This window comes from Pseudomonas sp. LBUM1640 (assembly GCF_059716225.1).
In genome coordinates, this window is the sequence record NZ_CP166816.1 from 4,087,688 (window position 1) to 4,108,821 (window position 21,134).

The following is a 21,134-nucleotide window of genomic DNA, read 5'->3' on the forward strand; positions in this document are numbered from 1 at the left end:
TTTACCCGCTCCGTAATACCTGCGTTCGGCCAGCGTGGTTTAACGGGGCGCCTAAGATCAAGATCAAGATCAAAATCTACAGCACGGCGGCCTAGTAGCCGACCTGAGTGGTTAGATCAAAAGCAAAGTCGAGGCGGCCTGACAGCCGACCTGTTCTTGGAAGCTGAACTCGGTTAACTGTGGAGGGGGCTTGCTCCCGATGGCGGTGTGTCAGTCGGCTTATTCTTAACTGGCCCACCGCATTCGCGAGCAAGCCCGCTCCCACATTTGGAGCTCAGTACATCAGGTAGATGTGTGTACTCGGTCAAAGGTGGGAGCTGGCTTGCCTGCGAAAGCATCACCTGGGCATACCTGATGTACCGAGGTGTCTGCATCGCAGGCAAGCAAGCTCCCACAGAAAAGCAGATCCGCTCTTGCCCTGCTTTTGATCTGCTTTTGCCCTGCTTTTGCTTCAACCACTCAGGTCGGCTACTAGGCCGCCGTGCTGTAGATTTTGATCTTGATCTGACAGGCCCCGTTAACCACGATGGCCGCAAGTAGGCACGGTGGAGCGGGTAAACCGGCAAGGATGCCGGTTTAGCCGCGCTGGGCCAGGGATGGCCCATCGCGGCGACCCGCGGAAACGGGCCGGAGTGCGGGCATGCCGAGCCTTAGCGAGGCACCGAGTGGTGGGGCAAAGACCTTTTGGTTACTTTTGGGGCGTTTGCCAAAAGTGACCCGCTGTAAGAGCGGAACCCTACGAAGCCGTTACCGCAGCAACGGATATGTACTCAATAACCACCCCCACCTCAACCCAACTGTTTCTCAACCCACTCCCCATAGGCATCAATAAACGCCTGCAAGAACGGCTTGGTCTTGTCCGACACCTTGCCCGCCTCATCAAACACACTGCCCGCCCCACCCAGGTACGCCTCTGGCTGCTGCATGCACGGCACATCGAGAAACACCAGGGACTGACGCAGATGATGGTTAGCACCAAACCCACCAATCGCCCCCGGCGACACACTGATGATCGCCCCCGGCTTACCGCTCCAGGCACTTTGCCCATAAGGGCGCGAGCCCACATCGATGGCATTCTTCAAAGGCGCCGGTACGGAACGGTTGTATTCCGGGGTCACGAACAGCACCGCGTCGGATGAGCTCACGTGTTTACGGAAAGTACTGTAGGCTGCGGGCGGCGATGCCCCGTCGATGTCCTCGTTGTAAAGTGGCAAATCGCCAATTTCGACAATGTTCAACTTGAGATTGGCAGGGGCCAGTTCGGCCAAGGCCATGGCGACCTTGCGGTTGATCGACTCTTTTCTAAGGCTGCCAACCAGGACGGCAATCGTGTAGACCTTGCTCATTGAGGTTTTCCCGACGTCTGACTAAAGGAGCCAGTAGTTATAGAGTCTTCGCAGCAGGTTCACCAGAAGGTTTTGATAATCCCGACGCCGTTTGCCACGCACTTACCTGCGTAGGAAACGCCTGAAAACGTCAAAGAATAGTATTTTTTTTCCATAGGTAAACTACCCCGCTCCATGACGGTCTACAGAACCGCAAATCGAGTGTTTATCTCCAGAGGTTCTAAACAGATGGCTGCAGTACTTGTCGGACAGTTCCATGCCAGAGACGCGGAAGGACGCGTGTATTCGGTGCATGAGTTCCAGGAATCCAACCCGGCGCAGGACAGCCAGGCTGGCTCGACGCCTACCACCACCTACAAGCTGGCCATTGGCGACCGTGTAGAGAAATTGGACGGTGATGAATTCAGACTGATCCAGTCGGACAAGATTATTGTCCGCGAATCCCCAACGTTCCTCGCTTCATAAGATCTCGCCTTATCGACCTGCTCAGTCCTGGCCATTGATGGCGATGACTGGGCTGGGTGATCACGGCCGCTGCAGCTGCGTCACCTCGACGCCCTGCTCGCCGTCCATCTGCTTTAGCGTCACCAGCAACCGCCCCCGCTCCCCTTCCACGGCATACAGCGAACGCTTGTAGCCCGGCGTGCCATACGCGGGATAAGCCACCACCTGCCTGACCAGTGCAACCTCCAGCACAGCGCCCACCTGCTCGCCCACCTGTTCCTGAGAACGGATAAACGCCTCGAGGGCGAGGTTTTCCGGTGTGTGTTCATCATGATTATTGAAGAGATAAGCAGCCACGCACCCGACGGTCGCCAAGACCAGCAGTTGTTTGGCCGTTACCCCGAAAAACATCGAGGGTATAGGCATGTGAGACCAGACCTGTTTTTGTTGTATGTACCGGCTAACCGGCATTGGTCGTTGATGATCAGAGCATTCATTCTAATCAGGTCGCAGGGTATTGCCAGATGAATCAGTTGCCTGCGTAGGTAATATCCTTGTTATCCCCTACGCCACCCAGTGTGCGGTCCTTGCCGAACGAGAACAGGTCGAAGGGCATTTCAGGCGCAGTGGCAGGATAGTGGTACTGGTAGGCAACACCCCAAGGGTCTGTCAGCAGCTCTTCGTTGACGTAGGGGCCTTTCCATTTCGCCTCGCCGGCAGGCTGTACAGTCAACGCCTCCAGCCCTTCTTCGTCCTGAGGGTAGCGACCGGTGTCTTGGTGAAACCGCTCGAGCGCCTTGCCCAATTCGCTCACCTGAGCCTTCGCCTGGGCTATTTCCGCCAGTGTCACGTTGCCGAACAGCCGTGGCCCCACCGCCAGGGCCAGTAACCCGATGACGACCAACACCACCAGCACCGCCCAACGCGTAAAACCGCGCTGGGCGTGCACGCTACCAATCACTGCGGTTTTGCCGGACATCGCAAGGCTCCCTGAGGGTTCGTCGGTTATTACACGCTTTGTGTGACCTGCAGGTTGCAGTCGCGAGCAGACTTAACGGTAGCCGACCCACGCTGTTTTTTCCCAAGCCATTGAAACCCCACCGCACTGAACATAGACTCCGGCGATGCGTTTACGTCATATCGAAGTGATTCAGGCCATCTTGCAGACCGGACACCTCGGCACGGCCGCCGAGTGGTTGCAACTTCCCGTGGGCGATGTAGACGCCACACTCAAGGATGCCGAGCAGCAACTGGGCTTCATGCTCTTTGCCAGCGTGCGTGGGCGTTTGCAAGCGACACGCGAAGCCCTTGAGCTGCAAGCTGAAATCGCCCACCTCTACGAAGCGCTGGAACCGGTACAACGCCTGGCCAGCCGTTTGAAACACCATCACGCGCCAACCCTGCGCGCCCTGTGCACCCCGCCGCTGGCTAATCAGCTGTTGCCGCAAAGCATCGCGGTACTGCGCCGACGCTTCCAGGACACGCCGTGCAACCTGTCAAGCCAACCAACCCGGGAAATCGTCAGGAGCCTGCTACTGCACGAAGCCGATGTCGGCCTGAGCCTGCATGACCCGGAACACCCGCAAATCCAAAGCAGCGTACTGGCTCAGGGCAAGCTGCAATTGCTCGCACCCCATGGCTGGCTCAAGCCCAAGCAAAAATACATTGCGCTGCAAGACCTGGCCGGGCAGTCGATGATCGGGCTGGAAGGGCATGACCCATTGAGCCGCCTGCTGGACGCCAAGCTGCAAGCCCTGCGCCCACTGCCGGTGGTGCAAACACGGGTGCAGACCTATCAGATGATGCGCAGCCTGGTGGAAGCCGGCGAAGGTTTGGCGATTGTCGACCCGTTCACCGCAACGGGTGCACGGGACGCAGGTCTGGATGCGTGCCCGTTATCGCCGCCCATCCCTGTCATCCTTTACGCATTGATCTTGAAGGACGCTGAACCCACGCCAGCATTGAATGCGCTGCTGGAAATTGTCACGCAAAAGGCCGAAGCCCTGCTGGCCGGCGCCTCCAGCAACACGCTGGCACCTTAACCCCCCTTCCCCCCGCCCGGTCAGCGAAACACGTGCTGACAATCACGCTGGAACCCCATCCGAAGTTTTTCACACCCACTCGCTGCAAAGCGCCAATGGCGCTTTGTATCGGACGAATCTGAAACTAAGGAGCGGTTCCCTATGAATGCCATCCACAATACGGCTGCAAAGCTGTCTCTCACCGGTCTGGTCCAGCACGACTCAACACAAGCCGCCAACGCTTCGATCACACTCCAGGCCCCCTCGCCTGTGGGCGCGGCCAACGACACAAGCCTTGACACACTCGACAACCCGGCGGCCCTTAAGAAAGCCTTTGCGGAACACTGCAACTGGAAAGAGCTGGCGGCGAAACTGCGACCGATGCTTGAAGAGCTGACCAAAGCCTTCCCCGGCGACTTATCCAGCGATCAGCAAAGCCGTATCGAGACACAGCTGACAGCACAGCTGAACAGCCTTTCACTGCCGGTATGTGAGCTCTCTGCCTACTACCAGAAACACAACCTGACCCCCACGACCGTCGTCAAGCTTCACACCTATCTCAGCGGCAGTGGCTTGAACATACCGAAAACCCTGGACGAGTTGCTCGCGCTTTACCAGCGCGCGACACAACACGCCCACAACCATCCCCTGGGCAATTTCAGCGGGGCGCTGTCCTGGCCGATCCCACTGACAACGCAGCAAAAACAAAGCATCACCGACCTGCTGAATGCACCCGACTCGACCTTGCCCGGGCTGCCACTGGCAAACAAACAAAAAGGCGTGCTGGGCTATCTGCTGTCGGACGCCAACCTGTCGAGCGATGACTTCAACTACACCAGTTCCGCGATGGAAACGCTGCTGGGCTCGGCCAAGGCCCAGGCATTGGGGCAGGCCATACAAACCAAGTTGGGTGGGATAGCCACGGATGCCAGCAGCAATGACTACTTGCTGGCAGCCATCCACCTGGGCCTGGACCCGGAATCCCTGAACACGCCGGCACGCAACAGCGTCGCCGGCTTTGACCTCGGGCAGCGGCAGTATTGGAACAAGCCGGCGGCGGTGGTGATCGACGGCCTGAGCCGCCGCCTGGTGGAGCAAGGACGAGCCACCCCACAATCGGCCGACTTCGCTGCCCGCCTGTTGCTGGCACGGGTCGCGCCTGAGTATCGGGTCAAGGACATCCCGCCCAACGTGACTTACGGCAGTATTCCCTGGACGCAGCTGGCAATCGCGGTGGCCAAGCTGGAGGCCCAGTCCCCAGGAAGCGTCCTCACAATGAGCTATAGCGAGGTGCTGGCCAACGCCGAGGCAGTCGACCTCGGCGTAGCGCTCACCCAGCGTATTCAGCACGATGCCTTGAGTCATTGGGGGGTCGTCCATGGCCACTTGAATGCCGGCAACACAGCGCCTACCGAGAGCGAAATGCGGGCGGTGCAAAATGCCTTCAACGCCCAGCAAAGTGCCTTGCAAGCCACCTCCAAAGCGCTTGCAACAGCCATCCCAAACCGCGAGGCAATGGCACTGGAGTTGCTCCGGGAAGAGTTCCCTGGTGTGCCAGACAGTGTCTTCAAGGCAAAAAACATCCACAAAGTCTGGTCGAACCCAGGACGCCCCGGCCGCTTCCCCGGCAACCACTCGATGCTGGATATCGTCATGCAGGGTGACAAGGTCAAGCATGACGAGAAGGAACATTGGGAGACCCAGGACAAGCGAATTCCCATTCTTGAGTTCTGCGAAAAATCCGCGAGCGGCAAACTGACGGTGGCAGACGCTTTTAACGAGCGCTACAAAGAGGCCATCGCCGCACAGGAAAAAGGCCACACGGGCCTGACCCAGTACCTTATCTCGAACCTGTCACCGGAGGATAAGCAGAACTTCGAGTATGGCCAGCTCGAGTTCTTCCATACCAATGAATACAAAATAGGCACCGACTTCTGGACAAAAACCTTGTCCAGACGAGGCCATACACTGGATGTGAAAATCACCCGCGACAAGCAGGTTAACGTTTATCGGATTGATACCAGCACCGGCACCATTTCAAAACACAACTACCTGAAAGATCAGTACTCGCCACCCTACGACAAGCTCGAAAGAAGAGACGCCAACAGGCTGTATAAAACCGTTCAGTTCAACCCATTTGAAGACGAGCACGCCAAACAGGCCAAGGAAAACCCGACCGTGTCTCAAACACCCCAGGTGTTCAATTCCGCGCGAACTCACTACATCGCCAAAGTGTTCGCCAAATCCCTCGACCTGCACAATGACGACCTGCGGCAACATGCCAGCGGGATGACCTCCTACGACAAGAGCGCAGCTGCGGACGACGCAATCGGCAACTTTTTCCTCAACCTGATTCCCTTCAGGTCGGCGATTGTCAATTTCATGAAGGGCAATATCGGCGACGGCTTGTTTGACCTGGGCCTGGATATGGTTGGCTTGGTGACGATGGGCGTCGGCAAGGCTGCCCAGGCGGGCAAGGTGCTGACCAAGGGCGTGGCAAGCCTGAAGACCGCAACGAAAGCGGCTCGATTCCTCGGCGGCGCTGCACTCGAGGCACTCAACCCGGTGGGTGGCGCGGGCGACCTGCTCAAGGGCGCCAGCCGCTTGGTCTGGTCCAAGGGACGGGCGGCGATCAACGTCCTCAGGGGTGCCAGCGGCAGCTACGACGTGCTCAAAGTGGCGGGCAAACAGCAAGGCGTAGTTGCCGTGGGCAGCTACAAGCTCCTCGACCGCACCGAGGAAACGGGTGCCGTATTGCGCAACAGCAACTGGTACGACTATGACGTGGTAAAGGGGCGGCCCTACGGTGCGCCGCTGAAGAAGTTCAAGCCCCGCGTAGTGGCGAACGCAGATGAACTCAAAGTACTCAACCCGTCCGCGCTGCGCAGCTACGCGGTCGACATTTCCCCCGACTTGCTGCGGGTCAAAGGCTTGGAGGCCAATGTCTATGTGGGCCCGGGCAACAAAGAATATATAAAAATCGACGGTGGGCTCTATCAGTCCAAACTCAAGGATGGCCAGCGTGTTATCCAGCACCCCAACGCCAACCAACCCGACCTTGCCGTCAGGGACCTGGGCAGCAATGGTTGGGAGCTTTCAGCCACCGCCCATCGTTTAATCGGGGGTGAAACCCCGCCTGCCTGGAAGCTCGGCGATAGCACTTACGTGGTGCCGGTGGACGACGTAAAAATAGGCACGGGTTCTGCCTACCCCTACGTCATCAACCATAAGGGCACAAACTACGTCGCCGTCTTTGACACCAAGGTGGGGGCCTGGAGCTATGACACTAGAAACAAACGCTATCTCTGGAGAAGCGCAAAAAACAAATGGCAAGAGGGCTCGCTTGATGAGTTGATGAAAGCCAAAAAGATCGAGTCCCACACCTTCAGGTTCATCGAAGCGCCCACGCCGGCCATATTGCAGAAGCCCAAGAATGTCCGGCCATTGCCAAAAGATATTCACTATTTCTGGGCCGGCGGCGAGATACCGGACAAACTGGTGAGCAATATCAGCAAAAACGCCGAGAAAATGCCCGGCTTCACCTCTATTGTGCACATCGACGCAGATACTCCGGAGCTGTTCCGAACCCTGAAACTCAAGCTGGAAAAAGACGCGCCTGGCGTTACGGTCATGAACCTGCACGAAGACGAATTTTTCCAATCTTTGAACACCACCGACCTGTATTCATATTTCCGCAAGGGTCAGGGCCAGAACCTCGCCGCCGCCTCCGACGTGGCGCGCTACCCGCTAATGAACAAATACGGCGGCATCTACCTCGACACCGATGACGTGATCAAGGGTTCTGTCGGAGCGACAGGCCTGAACGCCGGTGATGGGGACATCATGGTCAGCCAGCCAGTCATGCACCAGGTCACCGACTACCAACCCTTCGTTAATACGAGCAATTTCGCCACACAAGCGGACAACCCGGTCGTCACTGAAATGATCGCGGAGATGAATCGCCGCTTCGGCAAAAACAAGGCCTACTTTGAGGCCAATCGCCCCACCGTTGGCCGGGATGCCAGGGGCGCGGTCGGTTACACGTCGGACTTTCTGACCTACGAAGGTAAAATTTTTGAGACCGTCGGCCCGACCCTGTTTACCGACGTCCTGAAATCCAAACGACCCGACATTTACAACGCGGCCTTCGATTTAATGTCCAAAGAAAACAAAGTTGTCAACGGAAAACCCATACGCGGTGACCGATTCGACCTGGAAAGCGAAACCCGCCAGTACTATTCGGGCAGAGGTATAACGGAGCCCGACGGGCTACAAGAGACAGTGCAAGAGGCCAAAAAGCACTATCGCGCGTTCCGTGACCAACTGAAGATTGATATCGGTGCCGAGCACTCTTGGATCAATTCATAACCTCACCTGCTGCCCCGGTGCGGTCTGAAACAGTGCCGACGAGCCCTGTTCAGGCCACACCCAGCTCGGTTTTGAACAACCGATACCAGAAGATCGCCACTTCGCGGGTTAGCGGGTCGATCCCGCGATAGCGCAGGTGGTCGATCCCGCCCATCACATAGCCGCAGCGCTCATACAGGCGGCAGGCACCGAGGTTGTTGTTCTGGGTTTCGAGCATCATGCCCGGCAGGTTTTTCTTGCGGCTCCAGAACTGCGCCACATCCAGCAATGCCTTGGCCACCCCATGGCGCCGCGCAGGCAGCACCACCGCCAGTTCGTCGACGTGAGCAAAACCGTTCCAATTGGTGCTGACCACAATATGCCCCACCGCACGATCATCCAGGTAGGCCATGAAGATCGCGCTGTCGGCTGCATCGCGAAAACTCGCGAACTCTTCGGGGTCGATGCCATAACACTTGCGGTACGGCACGATGGGCTCGACAACCCACTGATCGACGCGCTTGCCCATCTGCGGAACGCCGTAGGCACTGACCTCAAAGCTGAAATCATTGCCCCACACATAGGCATCAAAGCCTTCATCGGCGACCCGCACACTGAGCCCCGGGTACTTCGGGTTCATTACAGCTTGCATAAACATCCTTTTACCCTTTGATGCAATCGACGGTGTAACAACGACCGCTGCCGTCGTCTTCGTGTTGCAACCCATGAACATCGGCGACAAAACCGGGGAAACTGCTATCGAACGTCCGGGCAAAGGCCAGGTAATCGATGATCGAGCGCGTCGACTCGGTAAAGCGCTCGCCCGGCATAATCAACGGAATGCCTGGCGGATAAGGCACCAGCATTACCGCTGCGATGCGTCCTGGCAAGGCGTCAATTGAGACGGCTTCGACCTCACCCCTCACCAACTGGTCATAGGCGTCGGCCGGTTTCATCGCGATTTGCGGCAACACCGTATACATGCGCTTGAGGTGTTTGGCGGTGGCGTTACTGCGATAGCAGCTATGCAATTGGTCGCACAGATCGCGTAAACCCAAGCCTTGATAACGCACCGGGCCCTGCTTGAACACCGAGGGCAGGCAACTGGCCAGGCTGACATTCGCGTCGTAGTTGCGTTTGAACTCCAGCAATTCGGTGAGCAAGGTACTCCATTTGCCTTTGGTGATACCCATGGAAAACAACACGAGGAAAGAATACAGCCCGGTCTTTTCGACCACCAACCCGCGCTCCCAGAGGAACTTGCTGACCACCGCGGCGGGAATCCCGCAATCGCTCAAGGCCCCTCCGGCGTTAAGGCCGGGCATCACCAGCGTCACTTTGATCGGGTCCAGCAGCACGTAGTCTTCGGCGACATCACCAAAACCATGCCAGTCATCTTGCGGGTGCAGCAGCCAATCCGCCGTGACCACTTGGTCGATGCCGGCCACCGAGGGCGGTTGCCAAATAGAGAACCACCAATCTTCAGCGGCGATGTGCTGGCGCAAATTGGCCAGCGCACGGCGAAAGCTCAAGGCCTCGTCAAACATCTCCTGCAACAGCGAACGCCCGGCCGGGCCTTCCATCATCGCCGACGCCACGTCCAGCGAGGCGATGATGCTGTACTGCGGCGACGTGGAGATATGCATCATAAACGCTTCGTTGAAACGATCGCGGTCGAGTTGCCGCGCACCGCCATCTTGCACATGAATCATCGAAGCCTGGCTGAAGGCGGCCAGCAGTTTGTGGGTCGAATGCGTGGTGAACACCAGCGGGCTGTCTGGCGTGCGCGAGGTGCCCATGCCATAGCGCCCGGCAAAAAACTCGTGAAAAGCCGCGTAGGCGTACCAGGCCTCGTCGAAGTGCAACACCTCGACGCTGTTGCCCAATTGCTGTTTGATCAGCTCGGCGTTGTAGCACAGGCCGTCATAGGTGGAGTTGGTGACCACCGCCATCTTTACTTTGGGTGGCCGCCCACGGGTCAAGGGGCTGGCCTCGATCTTGACGCGGATCGACTCGGGGCTGAACTCGCTCAGGGGAATCGGGCCGATGATCCCCAGTTCGTTGCGCTCCGGGCACAGGTACAACGGGATTGCGCCGGTCATGATGATCGAATGCAACACCGACTTGTGGCAGTTGCGGTCCACCAGCACCAGGTCGTCACGACCGACCATGGAGTGCCAGACGATCTTGTTGGCCGTCGAGGTGCCGTTGATCACAAAAAACGTGTGATCGGCGCCGAAGTTACGCGCGGCGCGGGCTTCGGCCTCAGCCAAAGGCCCGGTGTGATCGAGCAACGAGCCTAGTTCCGGCACTGAGACGGACAAGTCCGAACGCAGTGTGTTTTCGCCGAAGAACTGATGAAACGCTTGCCCCACCGGGCTTTTTCGATACGCCACGCCACCGCCATGGCCGGGCGTGTGCCAGGAGTAATTGGAATCGGCGGTGTGCTGCACCAACGCTTTGAAGAACGGCGGCAACAAGCCATCAAGGTAAGTGCGTGCAGCGCGAGCGACTTGCCGAGCCAGAAACGGCACGGTGTCTTCGAACAGGTACAGAATGCCGCGCAGTTGATTGAGCTCGCTCATGGCATCGGCCGGCGCATTTTCCAGGGTGACTTGCTCACCCAGGGCAAAGATTGGCAGGTTGGGCGCCCTCACCCGCGCCAGCCGAATCAGCTCGACCATGTTTTGCAGCAAGTGGGTATTTTCCCCGGCGCCTTCGGCGGCGATCAACATGCACGCCAGGCCATGATGGGTAGAAGCCACCAGCCGGCCTTCGGCGTAGTCCACGGCGGAAAAAATACTGAAGCCTTCCTGTTCCAACTCTAGGGCGATGCCTCGAACCCGGTCACCGGCAACGGTGTCGGCCTTGATGTCGCGATGTACGATAAGAACAGGGAACTTCAGGTCTTTGTACATGAGCGCTCGAACTCCGGAGGGCTATGCACTCAGGGTAGAAGCTGGAAGGGAATGGCGCGAATGAAGATTTTCAAGGCGCTGCAAATCAACTGTGGGAGCTGGCTTGCTGTGGCGAGGTAGCTTGTCGAATCGTCCCGCTCGACAGCGCAGTTGGCGTCAGCTTTTTAGGGGGGCTTCGCCCCCCAGCGGGAGCAAGCTCCCTCGCCACAGCAAGCCCGCTCCCACATGTTGAATAGCATTCCACCTGATTTATTGCTGCGTCAGCTGCGACCACAACGCCGGCGCACCCGCCGACTTGGCAATGGCTTCCAACCGCGCCGCATGCTCAGCCAAATCCTGCTCACTGGCGCGGATGATCGGCGTGGGCTTGCGGTCAGCCGGCAAGCGGCGGATTTCCGAAGGGCGATTGCCCGAGCCTTCCGCCGAGCCAGTGCCGTCGGACGCGTTACCGGCCAGGGACAGGCTGGTTTGCCCACCCGTCATGGTCAGGTAAACGTCAGCCAGAATTTCGGAGTCGAGCAAGGCGCCGTGGAGTTCACGGCCGGAGTTGTCGACGCCGTAGCGTTTGCACAACGCATCCAGGCTGTTGCGCTGGCCCGGGTGGCGCTCACGGGCCATCATCAAGGTGTCGAGGATCGAGCAGTGCCGGGAGATATCCGCACGGTCGGTCTGCCCCATCAGGGCAAATTCGTTATTGATGAAGCCGACGTCGAACGCCGCGTTGTGGATGATCAGTTGGGCGCCGTTGATGAATTCGAAAAACTCATCCGCCACTTCGGCAAAGCGCGGCTTGCCTTTGAGGAACTCGTCGGTGATGCCGTGGACGCCGATCGCGCCTTCATCACTGTCCCGGTCCGGTTGCAGGTAGACGTGGAAGTGTCGACCGGTCAGGCGGCGACCCATCAGCTCGACACAGCCGATTTCGATGATCCGGTGGCCATCGGTCACCGGCATGCCGGTGGTTTCGGTATCGAGTACAACAGATCGGATGGCCATCAGGGTTCAGCTCTCAACGGTGGTAGGCAGTGTGGTGTAAATCAAAGCGCGCGATGTTAACACGTCAGCAGCCTCAGCTTTGCTTGTAGCCCCGCACGTCATCCACACCCCGGTTGGCCAACTGGTCGGCGCGTTCGTTACCCGGGTGGCCGACGTGCCCGCGCACCCATTTCCAGGTGATGTTATGGCGATTGCATTGCTCATCGAGCAGTTGCCACAGGTCGGCATTTTTCACCGGTTCCTTGGCCGCGGTTTTCCAGCCGCGCTTCTTCCAGTTGACCATCCACTCGTTGATGCCCTTCATCACGTACTGCGAGTCGGTCACCAACAGCACGTCACAGCGGCGCTTGAGCTCTTCGAGGCCACGAATGGCGCCCATCAGCTCCATGCGGTTGTTGGTGGTGTTGGCTTCGCCGCCCCACAACTCTTTCTCCACGCCCTTGCACACCAGCAAAGCGCCCCAGCCGCCGGGGCCAGGGTTGCCCTTGCAGGCGCCATCGGTGAAGAGTTCTACGCTATCGGTCATCGGTTGCATCCATCAAAACGGGCTGGCGGCAATGGGCCGACAGTATCCCGAGGCCGAAAGACTCGGCCGGTAATCAAAAAGAGGTTTTACGGTTCGCTTTGCTTGCGATTGACCTTGGCCATCGGCATCGGCACCAGCTTGCCTATCGGCTGGCGTAGCACCTGACGCACCGGCCGCAGCCCGACCACAATCTTGCGCGCCACCAATAAATAGAAGCCGCCACCCGACAGCTGCCAGGCGCCAGCGCGGCGTTCCCAGCCGGCCAGGCGGCCTTGCCACTTGGTCGACGCAAGCGGCGGACGATAGCACCCGAAGCGGCGTTTCTCCAGCGCAAAGCCCAGCAGGTTCAGCCAGTCGCCTACCCGCGAGGGCGAGATGCAACGCGCCTTGCGTAAGGCGTCATGGGCGAACACATGGCGCAGCCCCCAACTGCTCCAGGGGTTGATGCCGATAATTAGCAAATGGCCACCGGGGCGCACACTGCTGGCGGCTTCGCGCAGCAAACCGTGAGGTGACAGGCAAAAATCCAGGCCGTGTTGCAACACCACCACGTCGGCAGCGTGCTCACTCAAAGGCCAGGCCTGCTCTTCGCAGACAATTTCGACGCCCGGCAACGGCGCGCCCAGGCGCACATTACGCTGCACCTGCGGCGCGGCGGGCGGCGTCTGCGCCGATGGGCCGTAATGCACCAGGTAGCCGCCGAAGAACCGGCCCAGCTCGTCTTCGAGCATGCGCCGTTCCTCATCCAGCAGAAATTGCCCGATCGGCCCGGACAGCCATTCACGGGCTGCGCTGATCAGGGCCAGCCACTCAGGATCGGCCTGGGCGAACGCTTTATCAGTCATTGCATTCTCCAACTCGCCTAGACGTTCTAAGATGCACCAATGTGTTCAGCTTGGCGAATCGAAGAATGATACAGATCAGTGCCCTACCCGCCTTCACCGACAACTACATCTGGTTGTTACAGGACCCGCACACCCAGCGCTGCGCCGTGGTCGACCCCGGCGATGCCGCGCCGGTGCTGGCCTGGCTCAAGCAGAACCCGCAGTGGCGCCTCAGCGACATCCTGGTCACCCACCATCACCATGATCATGTCGGCGGCGTCGAGCAACTGAAAAGTGTGACAAATGCCAAGGTCTACGGCCCGGCGAACGAAAAAATCCCCGCGCGGGACGTGGCCCTGCAGGATAACGACCGCATCACCGTGTTGGGCTGGGACTTCGACGTTTATAGCGTACCGGGTCATACCCTTGGCCACATCGCCTTTTACCACCAAGGCGTGCTGTTGTGTGGTGACACCCTGTTCGCCGCCGGTTGTGGCCGCCTGTTCGAAGGCACACCGGAACAAATGCACACCTCGCTGGAACGCCTGGCCGCCTTGCCCGCCGAGACCCTGGTGTACTGCACCCACGAGTACACACAAAGTAACCTGAAATTTGCCCAAGCCGTGGAACCGGACAACGCCGACATCGCCGAACGCGTGGAGCACGTCAAGCAACTGCGGGCTCGCGGCGAAATGACATTGCCGTCAAACCTGGCCCTGGAAAAACGTACTAACCCTTTTTTACGCACCGCTGAAACATCCGTTAAACAAAAAGCGGACGAACGGAATGGACGCGATAACCGCTCTGGGGCCGAGGTGTTTGCTAGCTTGAGGGCCTGGAAAGATAAGTTCTAAGCGGACGCAATCTGATACGGAATTTCTGAATGGTTGACCGGAACCAAAGCACTTTCTAGAATCGCTCGACATTTTTGCCCGGAACTTACTTCCAGCCAATGTCGTCATCTATTCGTAAATCCATCTCTTCAGACGCATTGACCCGCCTGGCTCAAGCCGTGGCGGTGGCTGTGTCCGCTACTCTGGCGGGCTGCCAATCGACCAACTTCGCTGCACAATCCACCGTGCAACCCAAACCCAATCTTGCTGCCAAGATCAAGCAAAAACCTATTTGGCTCTCAGAGAAGCCTAGCCCCGAAGTGCCCCAGGATGTCTGGGAACGCATGCGACGGGGCTTTCAATTGCAGGACGGCCTGGGCGTCAACCCGCGCATCGAGCAACAGCGTTTGTGGTTCGCCAGCAACCCGTCCTTCTTGGAGAACGCCGGCGAACGCGGCAGCCTCTACATTCATTACATCGTCGAACGCCTTGAAGAACGCAACATGCCCCTGGAGCTGGCGCTGCTGCCAGTGATTGAGAGTGCCTACAACCCAATGGCCTATTCGCGCAGCGATGCGGTCGGCTTGTGGCAGTTCATTCCCTCCACCGGGCGCTACTTCAACCTGCGCCAGACCCGCGCCTACGACGGCCGCCGCGACATCACCGCCTCTACCACCGCCGCCCTGGACTATCTGACGCGTCTGCATGACATGTTCAACGGCGACTGGCTGCTGGCCCTGGCGGCCTATAACGCCGGCGAAGGCACGGTCAGCCGCGCCATCGAGCGTAATGAGAAGCTCGGCCTGCCCACCGACTACTGGAACCTGCCGCTGCCCCAGGAAACCAAGGACTACGTGCCCAAGTTCCTGGCGCTGTCCCAGGTGGTGCTGGCGCCCGAGGCCTACGGCGTCAACCTGAACCCGATTGCCAATACGCCGTACTTCGAAGTGGTCGAAGTCAAGCAAAGCATGGACCTGTCACGGGTTGCCGCGCTGGCTGAAATCGACGAAGACGAGCTGTTCCAGCTCAACCCGGCCCTGAAACAACGCACCACCCTGGACGGCCCCCAGCATTTGCTGGTGCCAAGCTCCAAGGCGCAACTGCTCACCAGCACCCTTTCGACGATGAAGCCTGAAGAATTGCTGGCGATGCGCCCGAAAAAGCAGGTGTTCGACGAAGTCGAGACCGCGCGCGTGGCCGGGCGCAGCCGTAACTACAAGGTACGCAGTGGCGACAACCTCACGCTGATTGCCAAGGCGAACAAGGTCGATGTGCATGACCTGCAGCGCTGGAACAAGCTTAACGGCCAGGCGCTCAAGGTCGGCCAGACCCTGGTGATGCAGGACACGCGCAAAATCGTCGCCAGCAGTAAAAAGCCCGTGCAATACAAGGTTAAAAAAGGCGACTCGCTGTACATCGTCGCCAAGCGTTTCAACGTTGAGATGCAACATCTCAAGCGCTGGAACCCGCGTACTGGCCAGGCGTTGAAACCTGGGCAAATGCTGGTGGTTTCCGGGCCACGCTAAACAAAACCTAAGGCATGGGCCGGCTTCTGTGGGAGCTGGCTTGCCTGCGATGCAAACACCTCGGTGTATCAGTAAGACCGAGCCGATGCTATCGCAGGCAAGCCAGCTCTCATCAAACATAAGGCAACTCGTTGTTTTTGCTTTGAAAAATAGCCTGCCTTTCCCACTATTGAGCTATTTTCCACACTCTCACGCGGCGCGGTTCGCAAACTGCTCCGTTGGTTTTTGTTCTGCGAGGGAAGTCGCTCGCAGCAAGATAAGCTGGCATCGCGGGATACACGGTGGCGAAAAAGATTCACTCTCTCATACGTGGTCACAGCTTGCTGTGCCGACAATGACTCCACGCCGATACCGTGCGGACCACTCTCCCACTCGGGTGCTAACACACCAGTGCTGGTTACGGTCTCTACCCCGCGCGCGCTTTAAGCCTAGACCGATATCCAGTTTGATGCGCGACAGCGCTACATCGAAGAGGTAGTGGGGCCTCCCACATTTGATCGCCCTTTGGCCCAAGACCTTGCCAACCCTCAGTCAGCCCCGGAAACAGCCTTTTTCCAACCGGAACAAGCTGTTACTGTACCGATCATAAAGCCCAAGCCGCCTGGATCGGATCTCTGACTTGAAGCGTCCCCTCCTTCTACTAATAAGTCTGGCCTTGAGCTTTGCAGCGAACGCGACGATTACCGAGAGCCACGGTTACACGCAGTTCGGCAGGCTAAAGTACCCGGCAACATTCACCCACTTCGATTGGGTAAACCCCGCAGCGCCGAAAGGCGGGACATTGCGGGTTATGGCATTTGGCACCTTCGACACACTCAACCCCTACACCTTCAAGGGCTCAAGCCCCGTCTCCACCCCCAATTTCCTGCAATATGGCGTCAACGAGCTGAACGAGCCGTTGATGGTCGGCACCGGCCAATACGCGCCATCCGGCGACGAGCCCACCTCCAGCTACGGGCTGATTGCCCAGTCAGTGGAGTACAGCGAGGATCGCAGCTGGGTGGTGTTCAACCTGCGCCCGCAAGCGCGCTTCCATGATGGCAAGCCGATCACCGCCTATGACGTGGCGTTTTCCTATCGCACCCTGCTGACCGAAGGCCACCCGCAGTACCGCACCAACCTGCAGGAAGTGGCGCGCGTCGACATCCTTAACCGCCACCGTATTCGCTTTGTGTTCAAGCGCGCCGGCAACCCGTTGCTGATCCTGCGCCTGGGCGAACTGCCGGTATTGCCCCAGCATTACTGGAAAAACCGCGACTTCAAGGCCACCACCTTCGAGCCACCGTTGGGCAGCGGGCCGTATCGCATCACCCACGTGACGCCTGGCCGACAGTTGGTGTTCGAGCGGGTCAAGGATTACTGGGGCAAGGACCTGCCGGTCAACCAGGGTTTGTATAACTACGCCAAGGTCGAAGTGGAGTTCTACCGCGACAGCGACGTGGCCTTCGAGGCCTTCAAGGCCGGTGAATTCGATATCTATATCGAGCACCAGGCCAAGAACTGGGCCACCGGCTATAACTTCCCGGCAGTCAACCGGGGCGATGTGATCAAGGCGCAGATCGCCCACCAGATCCCGACCCAGAGCCAAGGCCTGTTCATGAACACGCGGCGGCCAACCTTCACCCAAACCAAAGTGCGCGAAGCCCTGGGGTTGATGTTCGACTTTGAGTGGACCAACCGCACCCTGTTCAGCAGCGCCTATAAACGCACCTTGAGTTATTACCCCAACAGCGAGTTTGCGGCGACTGGCGTGCCGGTGGGCCATGAATGGCTGATGCTCTCGCCCTACCGTGACCAATTGCCGGCCAACCTGTTCACCCAGCCGTTCAGCCTGCCCCAGACTGACGGTCGCGGCATTCCGCGCCAAACCCTGCGCCGCGCCCTGGCCTTGTTAGGCGAAGCCGGCTGGAAGCTGTCGGGGCAGCGCCTGCTCAACCGTGACGGGCAACCACTGCGCTTTGAGATCCTGCTGGTCAACCCAAACCTGGAGCGCATTCTGCAGCCGTATGTCGAAAACCTGATCAGCATCGGCATCGACGCGCGCCTGCGCACCGTTGACCGGGCGCAATACAAACAGCGCCTGGATCAGTTCGACTTTGACATGATCCTGATCACCCTCAACCAAACCTTAAGCCCAGGTCTTGAGCAGTGGCAGTACTTCCACTCAAGCCAAGCCTCGATCAAGGGCAGCAAGAACTACGCCGGCATCGCCAACCCGGTGGTCGACCGCCTGCTGGAGCAACTGCTGGCGGCGCAAACCCGCGAAGAACAACTGGCCGCCGGCCGTGCGCTCGACCGCGTGTTGCTGTGGCAGCACTACAGTATTCCCAACTGGTATCTCAACTATCATCGCTTGGCCTACCGCAACCGGTTCGCCTTTGTCACCACGCCGCCCTACAGCCTGGGCCTGAGCGCGTGGTGGCTGAAAGCTTCGGAGAAAGCCCAATGATGTCTTTGCGCAACGCGTTACTGAGCAGCCTGTTGCTGTGCAGCGCGGCCAACGCCGCGCCGCAACATGCGCTTACCCTCTACAACGAGCCACCCAAGTACCCCGCCGACTTCAAGCATTTCGATTACGTAAACCCCAACGCGCCCAAGGGCGGCACCTTCCGCGAATCGAGCATGGGCGGCTTCGACAGCCTCAACCCGTACATCAGCAAAGGCGTGCCGGCAGACAATCTGCCGCTGATCTACGACACCCTGGCCATGCAAAGCCTGGACGAGCCCATCACCGAATACGGGCTGGTGGCCGGCAAGATCGAGAAAGCCCCGGACAATAGCTGGGTGCGTTTCTACCTGCGCCCCGAAGCGCGCTTTCATGATGGCCACCCGATCCGCGCCGAAGACGTGGTGTTCACCTTCCAGGCGCTGATCAAGGACGGCTCGCCGCTGTACCGCACCTATTACGCCGACGTTGACGAAGTGGTGGCCGAAGACCCGCTGCGGGTGCTGTTCAAGTTCAAGCGCACCAATAATCGCGAACTGCCGCTGATCCTCGGCCAATTGCCGGTATTGCCCAAGCATTGGTGGGCCAGCCGCGATTTTGCCAAGGGCAACCTGGAAATACCGCTGGGCAGCGGGCCGTACAAGGTCGCCGAGGTCAAGCCTGGGCGCATGGTGCGCTACGAGCGGGTCAAGGATTACTGGGCCAAGAACCTGCCGGTTACCCAAGGTTTCTACAATTTCGATAACCGCATCACCGACTACTACCGCGACAGCACCGTGTCGCTGGAAGCCTTGAAGGCCGGGCAATTCGACTACTGGCTGGAGTTCAGCGCGAAGAACTGGGCCAACGCATACAACATCCCGGCTGTCGCCGAGGGCCGGCTGATCAAGGAAGAAATCCCCAACGGCAACCCGACCGGCATGCAGGGCTTTGTGTTCAACACGCGCAAGCCGATGTTCCAGGACGTGCGCGTACGCAAGGCGATCAGCCTGTTGCTGGACTTTGAGTGGAGCAACAAACAACTGTTCAACGGCGCCTACACGCGCACCCGCAGTTACTTTGAAAACTCGGAAATGGCCGCCACCGGCCTGCCCAGCCCGGAGGAGCTGGCGATCCTGGAGCCGTTTCGCGACAAGATCCCGGCCGAAGTTTTCACCCAGGCGTTTGAGCCTGCCAAAACCGACGGCAGCGGCATGATCCGCACCCAGCAGCGCGAGGCCTACCAGTTGCTGCAAGCGGCCGGCTGGAAGATCGTCGACGACAAGATGGTCGACACCTCCGGCAAACCGGTGACCATCGAGTTCCTGCTGGCCCAGACCGAATTCGAACGCATCCTGCTGCCGTTCAAGCGCAACCTGGCGGACCTGGGCATCAACCTGGTGATCCGCCGCGTGGACGTGTCGCAATACATCAACCGCCTGCGCTCACGCGACTTCGACATGCTGGTCGGCAGCTTCCCGCAATCCACCTCGCCGGGCAACGAACAACGCGAATTCTGGGCGTCTTCCAGCGCCGACAAACCCGGCAGCCGCAACTACATGGGGCTCAAGGACCCGGCCGTCGACCAATTGGTCGAAGAGCTGATCGACGCCAACTCGCGCAAAAGCCTGATCGACCACGCCAAGGCCCTGGATCGCGTGCTGCAGTTCGGCTATTACGTGATCCCCAACTGGCATATCAAGACCTTCCGCGTGGCGTATTGGGACCATCTCGGCCATCCGAAGGTCCCGCCGCTCTACGACGTCGGCACCGCCACCTGGTGGGCCAAACCTGATGTAAAACCTGCCGTCACCCTGGACACGAGCGCCGATCCGGCGAGCGGAGGCGATTAAATGCTGGCCTATATTGTTCGCCGCCTATTACTGATCATCCCCACGCTGTTCGGGATTTTGTTGATCAACTTCATCATCATCCAGGCTGCCCCCGGCGGCCCGGTGGAACAGATGATCGCCAAGCTCGAAGGCTTCGAGGGCGCCACCAGCCGCATCGCCGGTGGCGGTGCCGAGGTCTCGGTGGCCGGTTCCAGCTACCGAGGCGCGCAAGGCCTGGACCCGGCCTTGATCAAGGAAATCGAAAAGATGTACGGCTTCGACAAGTCGGCGCCGGAACGCTTGTGGATCATGGTCAAGAACTACGCCCGGCTGGATTTCGGCGACAGCTTCTTTCGCGACGCCAAGGTCATCGACCTGATCAAGGAAAAGATGCCGGTGTCCATCTCCCTCGGGTTATGGAGCACGCTGATCATGTACCTGGTGTCGATCCCGCTGGGCATCGCCAAGGCCACGCGCCACGGCAGCCACTTCGACGTATGGACCAGCTCGGCAATCATCGTCGGCTATGCGATCCCGGCGTTCCTGTTTGCGATCCTGCTGATCGTGGTGTTTGCCGGCGGCAGTTACCTGGATTGGTTCCCCTTGCGTGGGCTCACCTCGAACAATTTCGATGAGTTGAGTTGGGGCGGCAAGGTCCTCGATTACTTCTGGCATTTGGCGCTGCCCGTCACCGCGCTGGTGATCGGCAACTTCGCGACCATGACGCTGCTGACCAAGAACAGCTTTCTCGACGAGATCAACAAACAATACGTGGTCACCGCCAAGGCCAAGGGCCTGACCAACCACCGCGTGCTCTACGGCCATGTGTTTCGCAACGCCATGCTGCTGGTGATTGCCGGCTTCCCCTCGGCGTTTATCGGGATTTTCTTCACCGGTTCGTTGCTGGTCGAAGTGATCTTCTCCCTCGATGGCCTGGGCCTGATGAGCTTTGAAGCGGCGATCAACCGTGACTACCCGGTGGTGTTCGGCACGCTGTTTATCTTCACCCTGCTGGGGCTGATCGTGAAACTGATCGGCGACCTCACCTACACCCTGGTCGATCCGCGTATCGACTTCGCCAGCCGGGAGCATTGAG

16 protein-coding genes are annotated in these 21,134 nt (G+C 59.0%); 8 read left to right on the forward strand and 8 right to left on the reverse strand.

All coding sequences use genetic code 11. From position 1 onward, the window contains the following. Positions 1-788 precede the first annotated feature (788 nt). On the reverse strand, positions 789-1,346 hold the full coding sequence (locus tag ACA065_RS17985) for an NADPH-dependent FMN reductase (protein ID WP_497690858.1): 558 nt from the start codon (positions 1,344-1,346) through the stop codon (positions 789-791). 228 nt (positions 1,347-1,574) lie between these two features. Here ACA065_RS17985 and ACA065_RS17990 point away from each other — a divergent pair, with 228 nt between their 5' ends. Continuing rightward, a complete protein-coding gene (locus tag ACA065_RS17990) occupies positions 1,575-1,811 on the forward strand; it encodes a hypothetical protein (protein WP_497690859.1) in 237 nt (78 codons plus the stop codon). A gap of 60 nt (positions 1,812-1,871) precedes the next feature. On the opposite strand, the gene ACA065_RS17995 is transcribed toward ACA065_RS17990, so the two are convergent. Then, positions 1,872-2,216, reverse strand: a complete 345-nt coding sequence (locus ACA065_RS17995) for a hypothetical protein (RefSeq protein WP_497690860.1) — start codon at positions 2,214-2,216, stop codon at positions 1,872-1,874. 103 nt (positions 2,217-2,319) lie between these two features. Next, positions 2,320-2,769, reverse strand: coding sequence for a type II secretion system major pseudopilin GspG (gspG, locus tag ACA065_RS18000; RefSeq protein ID WP_497690861.1), 450 nt, complete (start codon positions 2,767-2,769; stop codon positions 2,320-2,322). Positions 2,770-2,914: 145 nt separating this feature from the next. Here gspG and ACA065_RS18005 point away from each other — a divergent pair, with 145 nt between their 5' ends. Beyond that, positions 2,915-3,832, forward strand: a complete 918-nt coding sequence (locus tag ACA065_RS18005) for a LysR substrate-binding domain-containing protein (RefSeq protein ID WP_497690862.1) — start codon at positions 2,915-2,917, stop codon at positions 3,830-3,832. A 141-nt stretch (positions 3,833-3,973) separates the two neighbouring features. Beyond that, positions 3,974-8,179, forward strand: a complete 4,206-nt coding sequence (locus ACA065_RS18010) for a glycosyltransferase (RefSeq protein WP_497690863.1) — start codon at positions 3,974-3,976, stop codon at positions 8,177-8,179. 49 nt (positions 8,180-8,228) lie between these two features. On the opposite strand, the gene ACA065_RS18015 is transcribed toward ACA065_RS18010, so the two are convergent. From ACA065_RS18015 to ACA065_RS18035, 5 genes are all read right to left on the reverse strand, one after another. Next, positions 8,229-8,810, reverse strand: a complete 582-nt coding sequence (locus ACA065_RS18015; protein WP_497690864.1) for a GNAT family N-acetyltransferase — start codon at positions 8,808-8,810, stop codon at positions 8,229-8,231. 10 nt (positions 8,811-8,820) lie between these two features. Further along, positions 8,821-11,076 (reverse strand): Orn/Lys/Arg family decarboxylase, encoded by a 2,256-nt coding sequence (locus ACA065_RS18020; RefSeq protein ID WP_497690865.1) that lies wholly within the window; start codon positions 11,074-11,076, stop codon positions 8,821-8,823. 249 nt (positions 11,077-11,325) lie between these two features. Next, positions 11,326-12,066, reverse strand: a complete 741-nt coding sequence (gene dnaQ / locus ACA065_RS18025; protein ID WP_497695376.1) for a DNA polymerase III subunit epsilon — start codon at positions 12,064-12,066, stop codon at positions 11,326-11,328. Positions 12,067-12,145: 79 nt separating this feature from the next. Further along, on the reverse strand, positions 12,146-12,598 hold the full coding sequence (gene rnhA / locus ACA065_RS18030) for a ribonuclease HI (RefSeq protein WP_497690866.1): 453 nt from the start codon (positions 12,596-12,598) through the stop codon (positions 12,146-12,148). Between the two features lie 86 nt (positions 12,599-12,684). After that, complete coding sequence (locus ACA065_RS18035) at positions 12,685-13,443, reverse strand: methyltransferase domain-containing protein (RefSeq protein ID WP_497690867.1); 759 nt, start codon at positions 13,441-13,443, stop codon at positions 12,685-12,687. A gap of 65 nt (positions 13,444-13,508) precedes the next feature. Between ACA065_RS18035 and gloB the strand changes: the two genes are divergently transcribed. From gloB to ACA065_RS18060, 5 genes are all read left to right on the forward strand, one after another. Beyond that, entirely contained in the window at positions 13,509-14,276 is a 768-nt protein-coding gene (gloB, locus tag ACA065_RS18040) for a hydroxyacylglutathione hydrolase (RefSeq protein WP_497690868.1), read from the forward strand. Between the two features lie 98 nt (positions 14,277-14,374). Next, positions 14,375-15,781 (forward strand): transglycosylase SLT domain-containing protein, encoded by a 1,407-nt coding sequence (locus ACA065_RS18045; RefSeq protein WP_497690869.1) that lies wholly within the window; start codon positions 14,375-14,377, stop codon positions 15,779-15,781. 619 nt (positions 15,782-16,400) lie between these two features. Next, positions 16,401-18,230: an extracellular solute-binding protein gene (locus tag ACA065_RS18050; protein WP_497690870.1), complete on the forward strand. Its 1,830-nt coding sequence runs from the start codon at positions 16,401-16,403 to the stop codon at positions 18,228-18,230. After that, on the forward strand, positions 18,227-20,059 hold the full coding sequence (locus tag ACA065_RS18055; protein WP_497690871.1) for an extracellular solute-binding protein: 1,833 nt from the start codon (positions 18,227-18,229) through the stop codon (positions 20,057-20,059). The genes ACA065_RS18050 and ACA065_RS18055 overlap by 4 nt, the downstream gene beginning before the upstream one ends. Next, positions 20,060-21,133: a microcin C ABC transporter permease YejB gene (locus ACA065_RS18060; RefSeq protein ID WP_497690872.1), complete on the forward strand. Its 1,074-nt coding sequence runs from the start codon at positions 20,060-20,062 to the stop codon at positions 21,131-21,133. The last annotated feature ends 1 nt before the right edge of the window (position 21,134 follow it).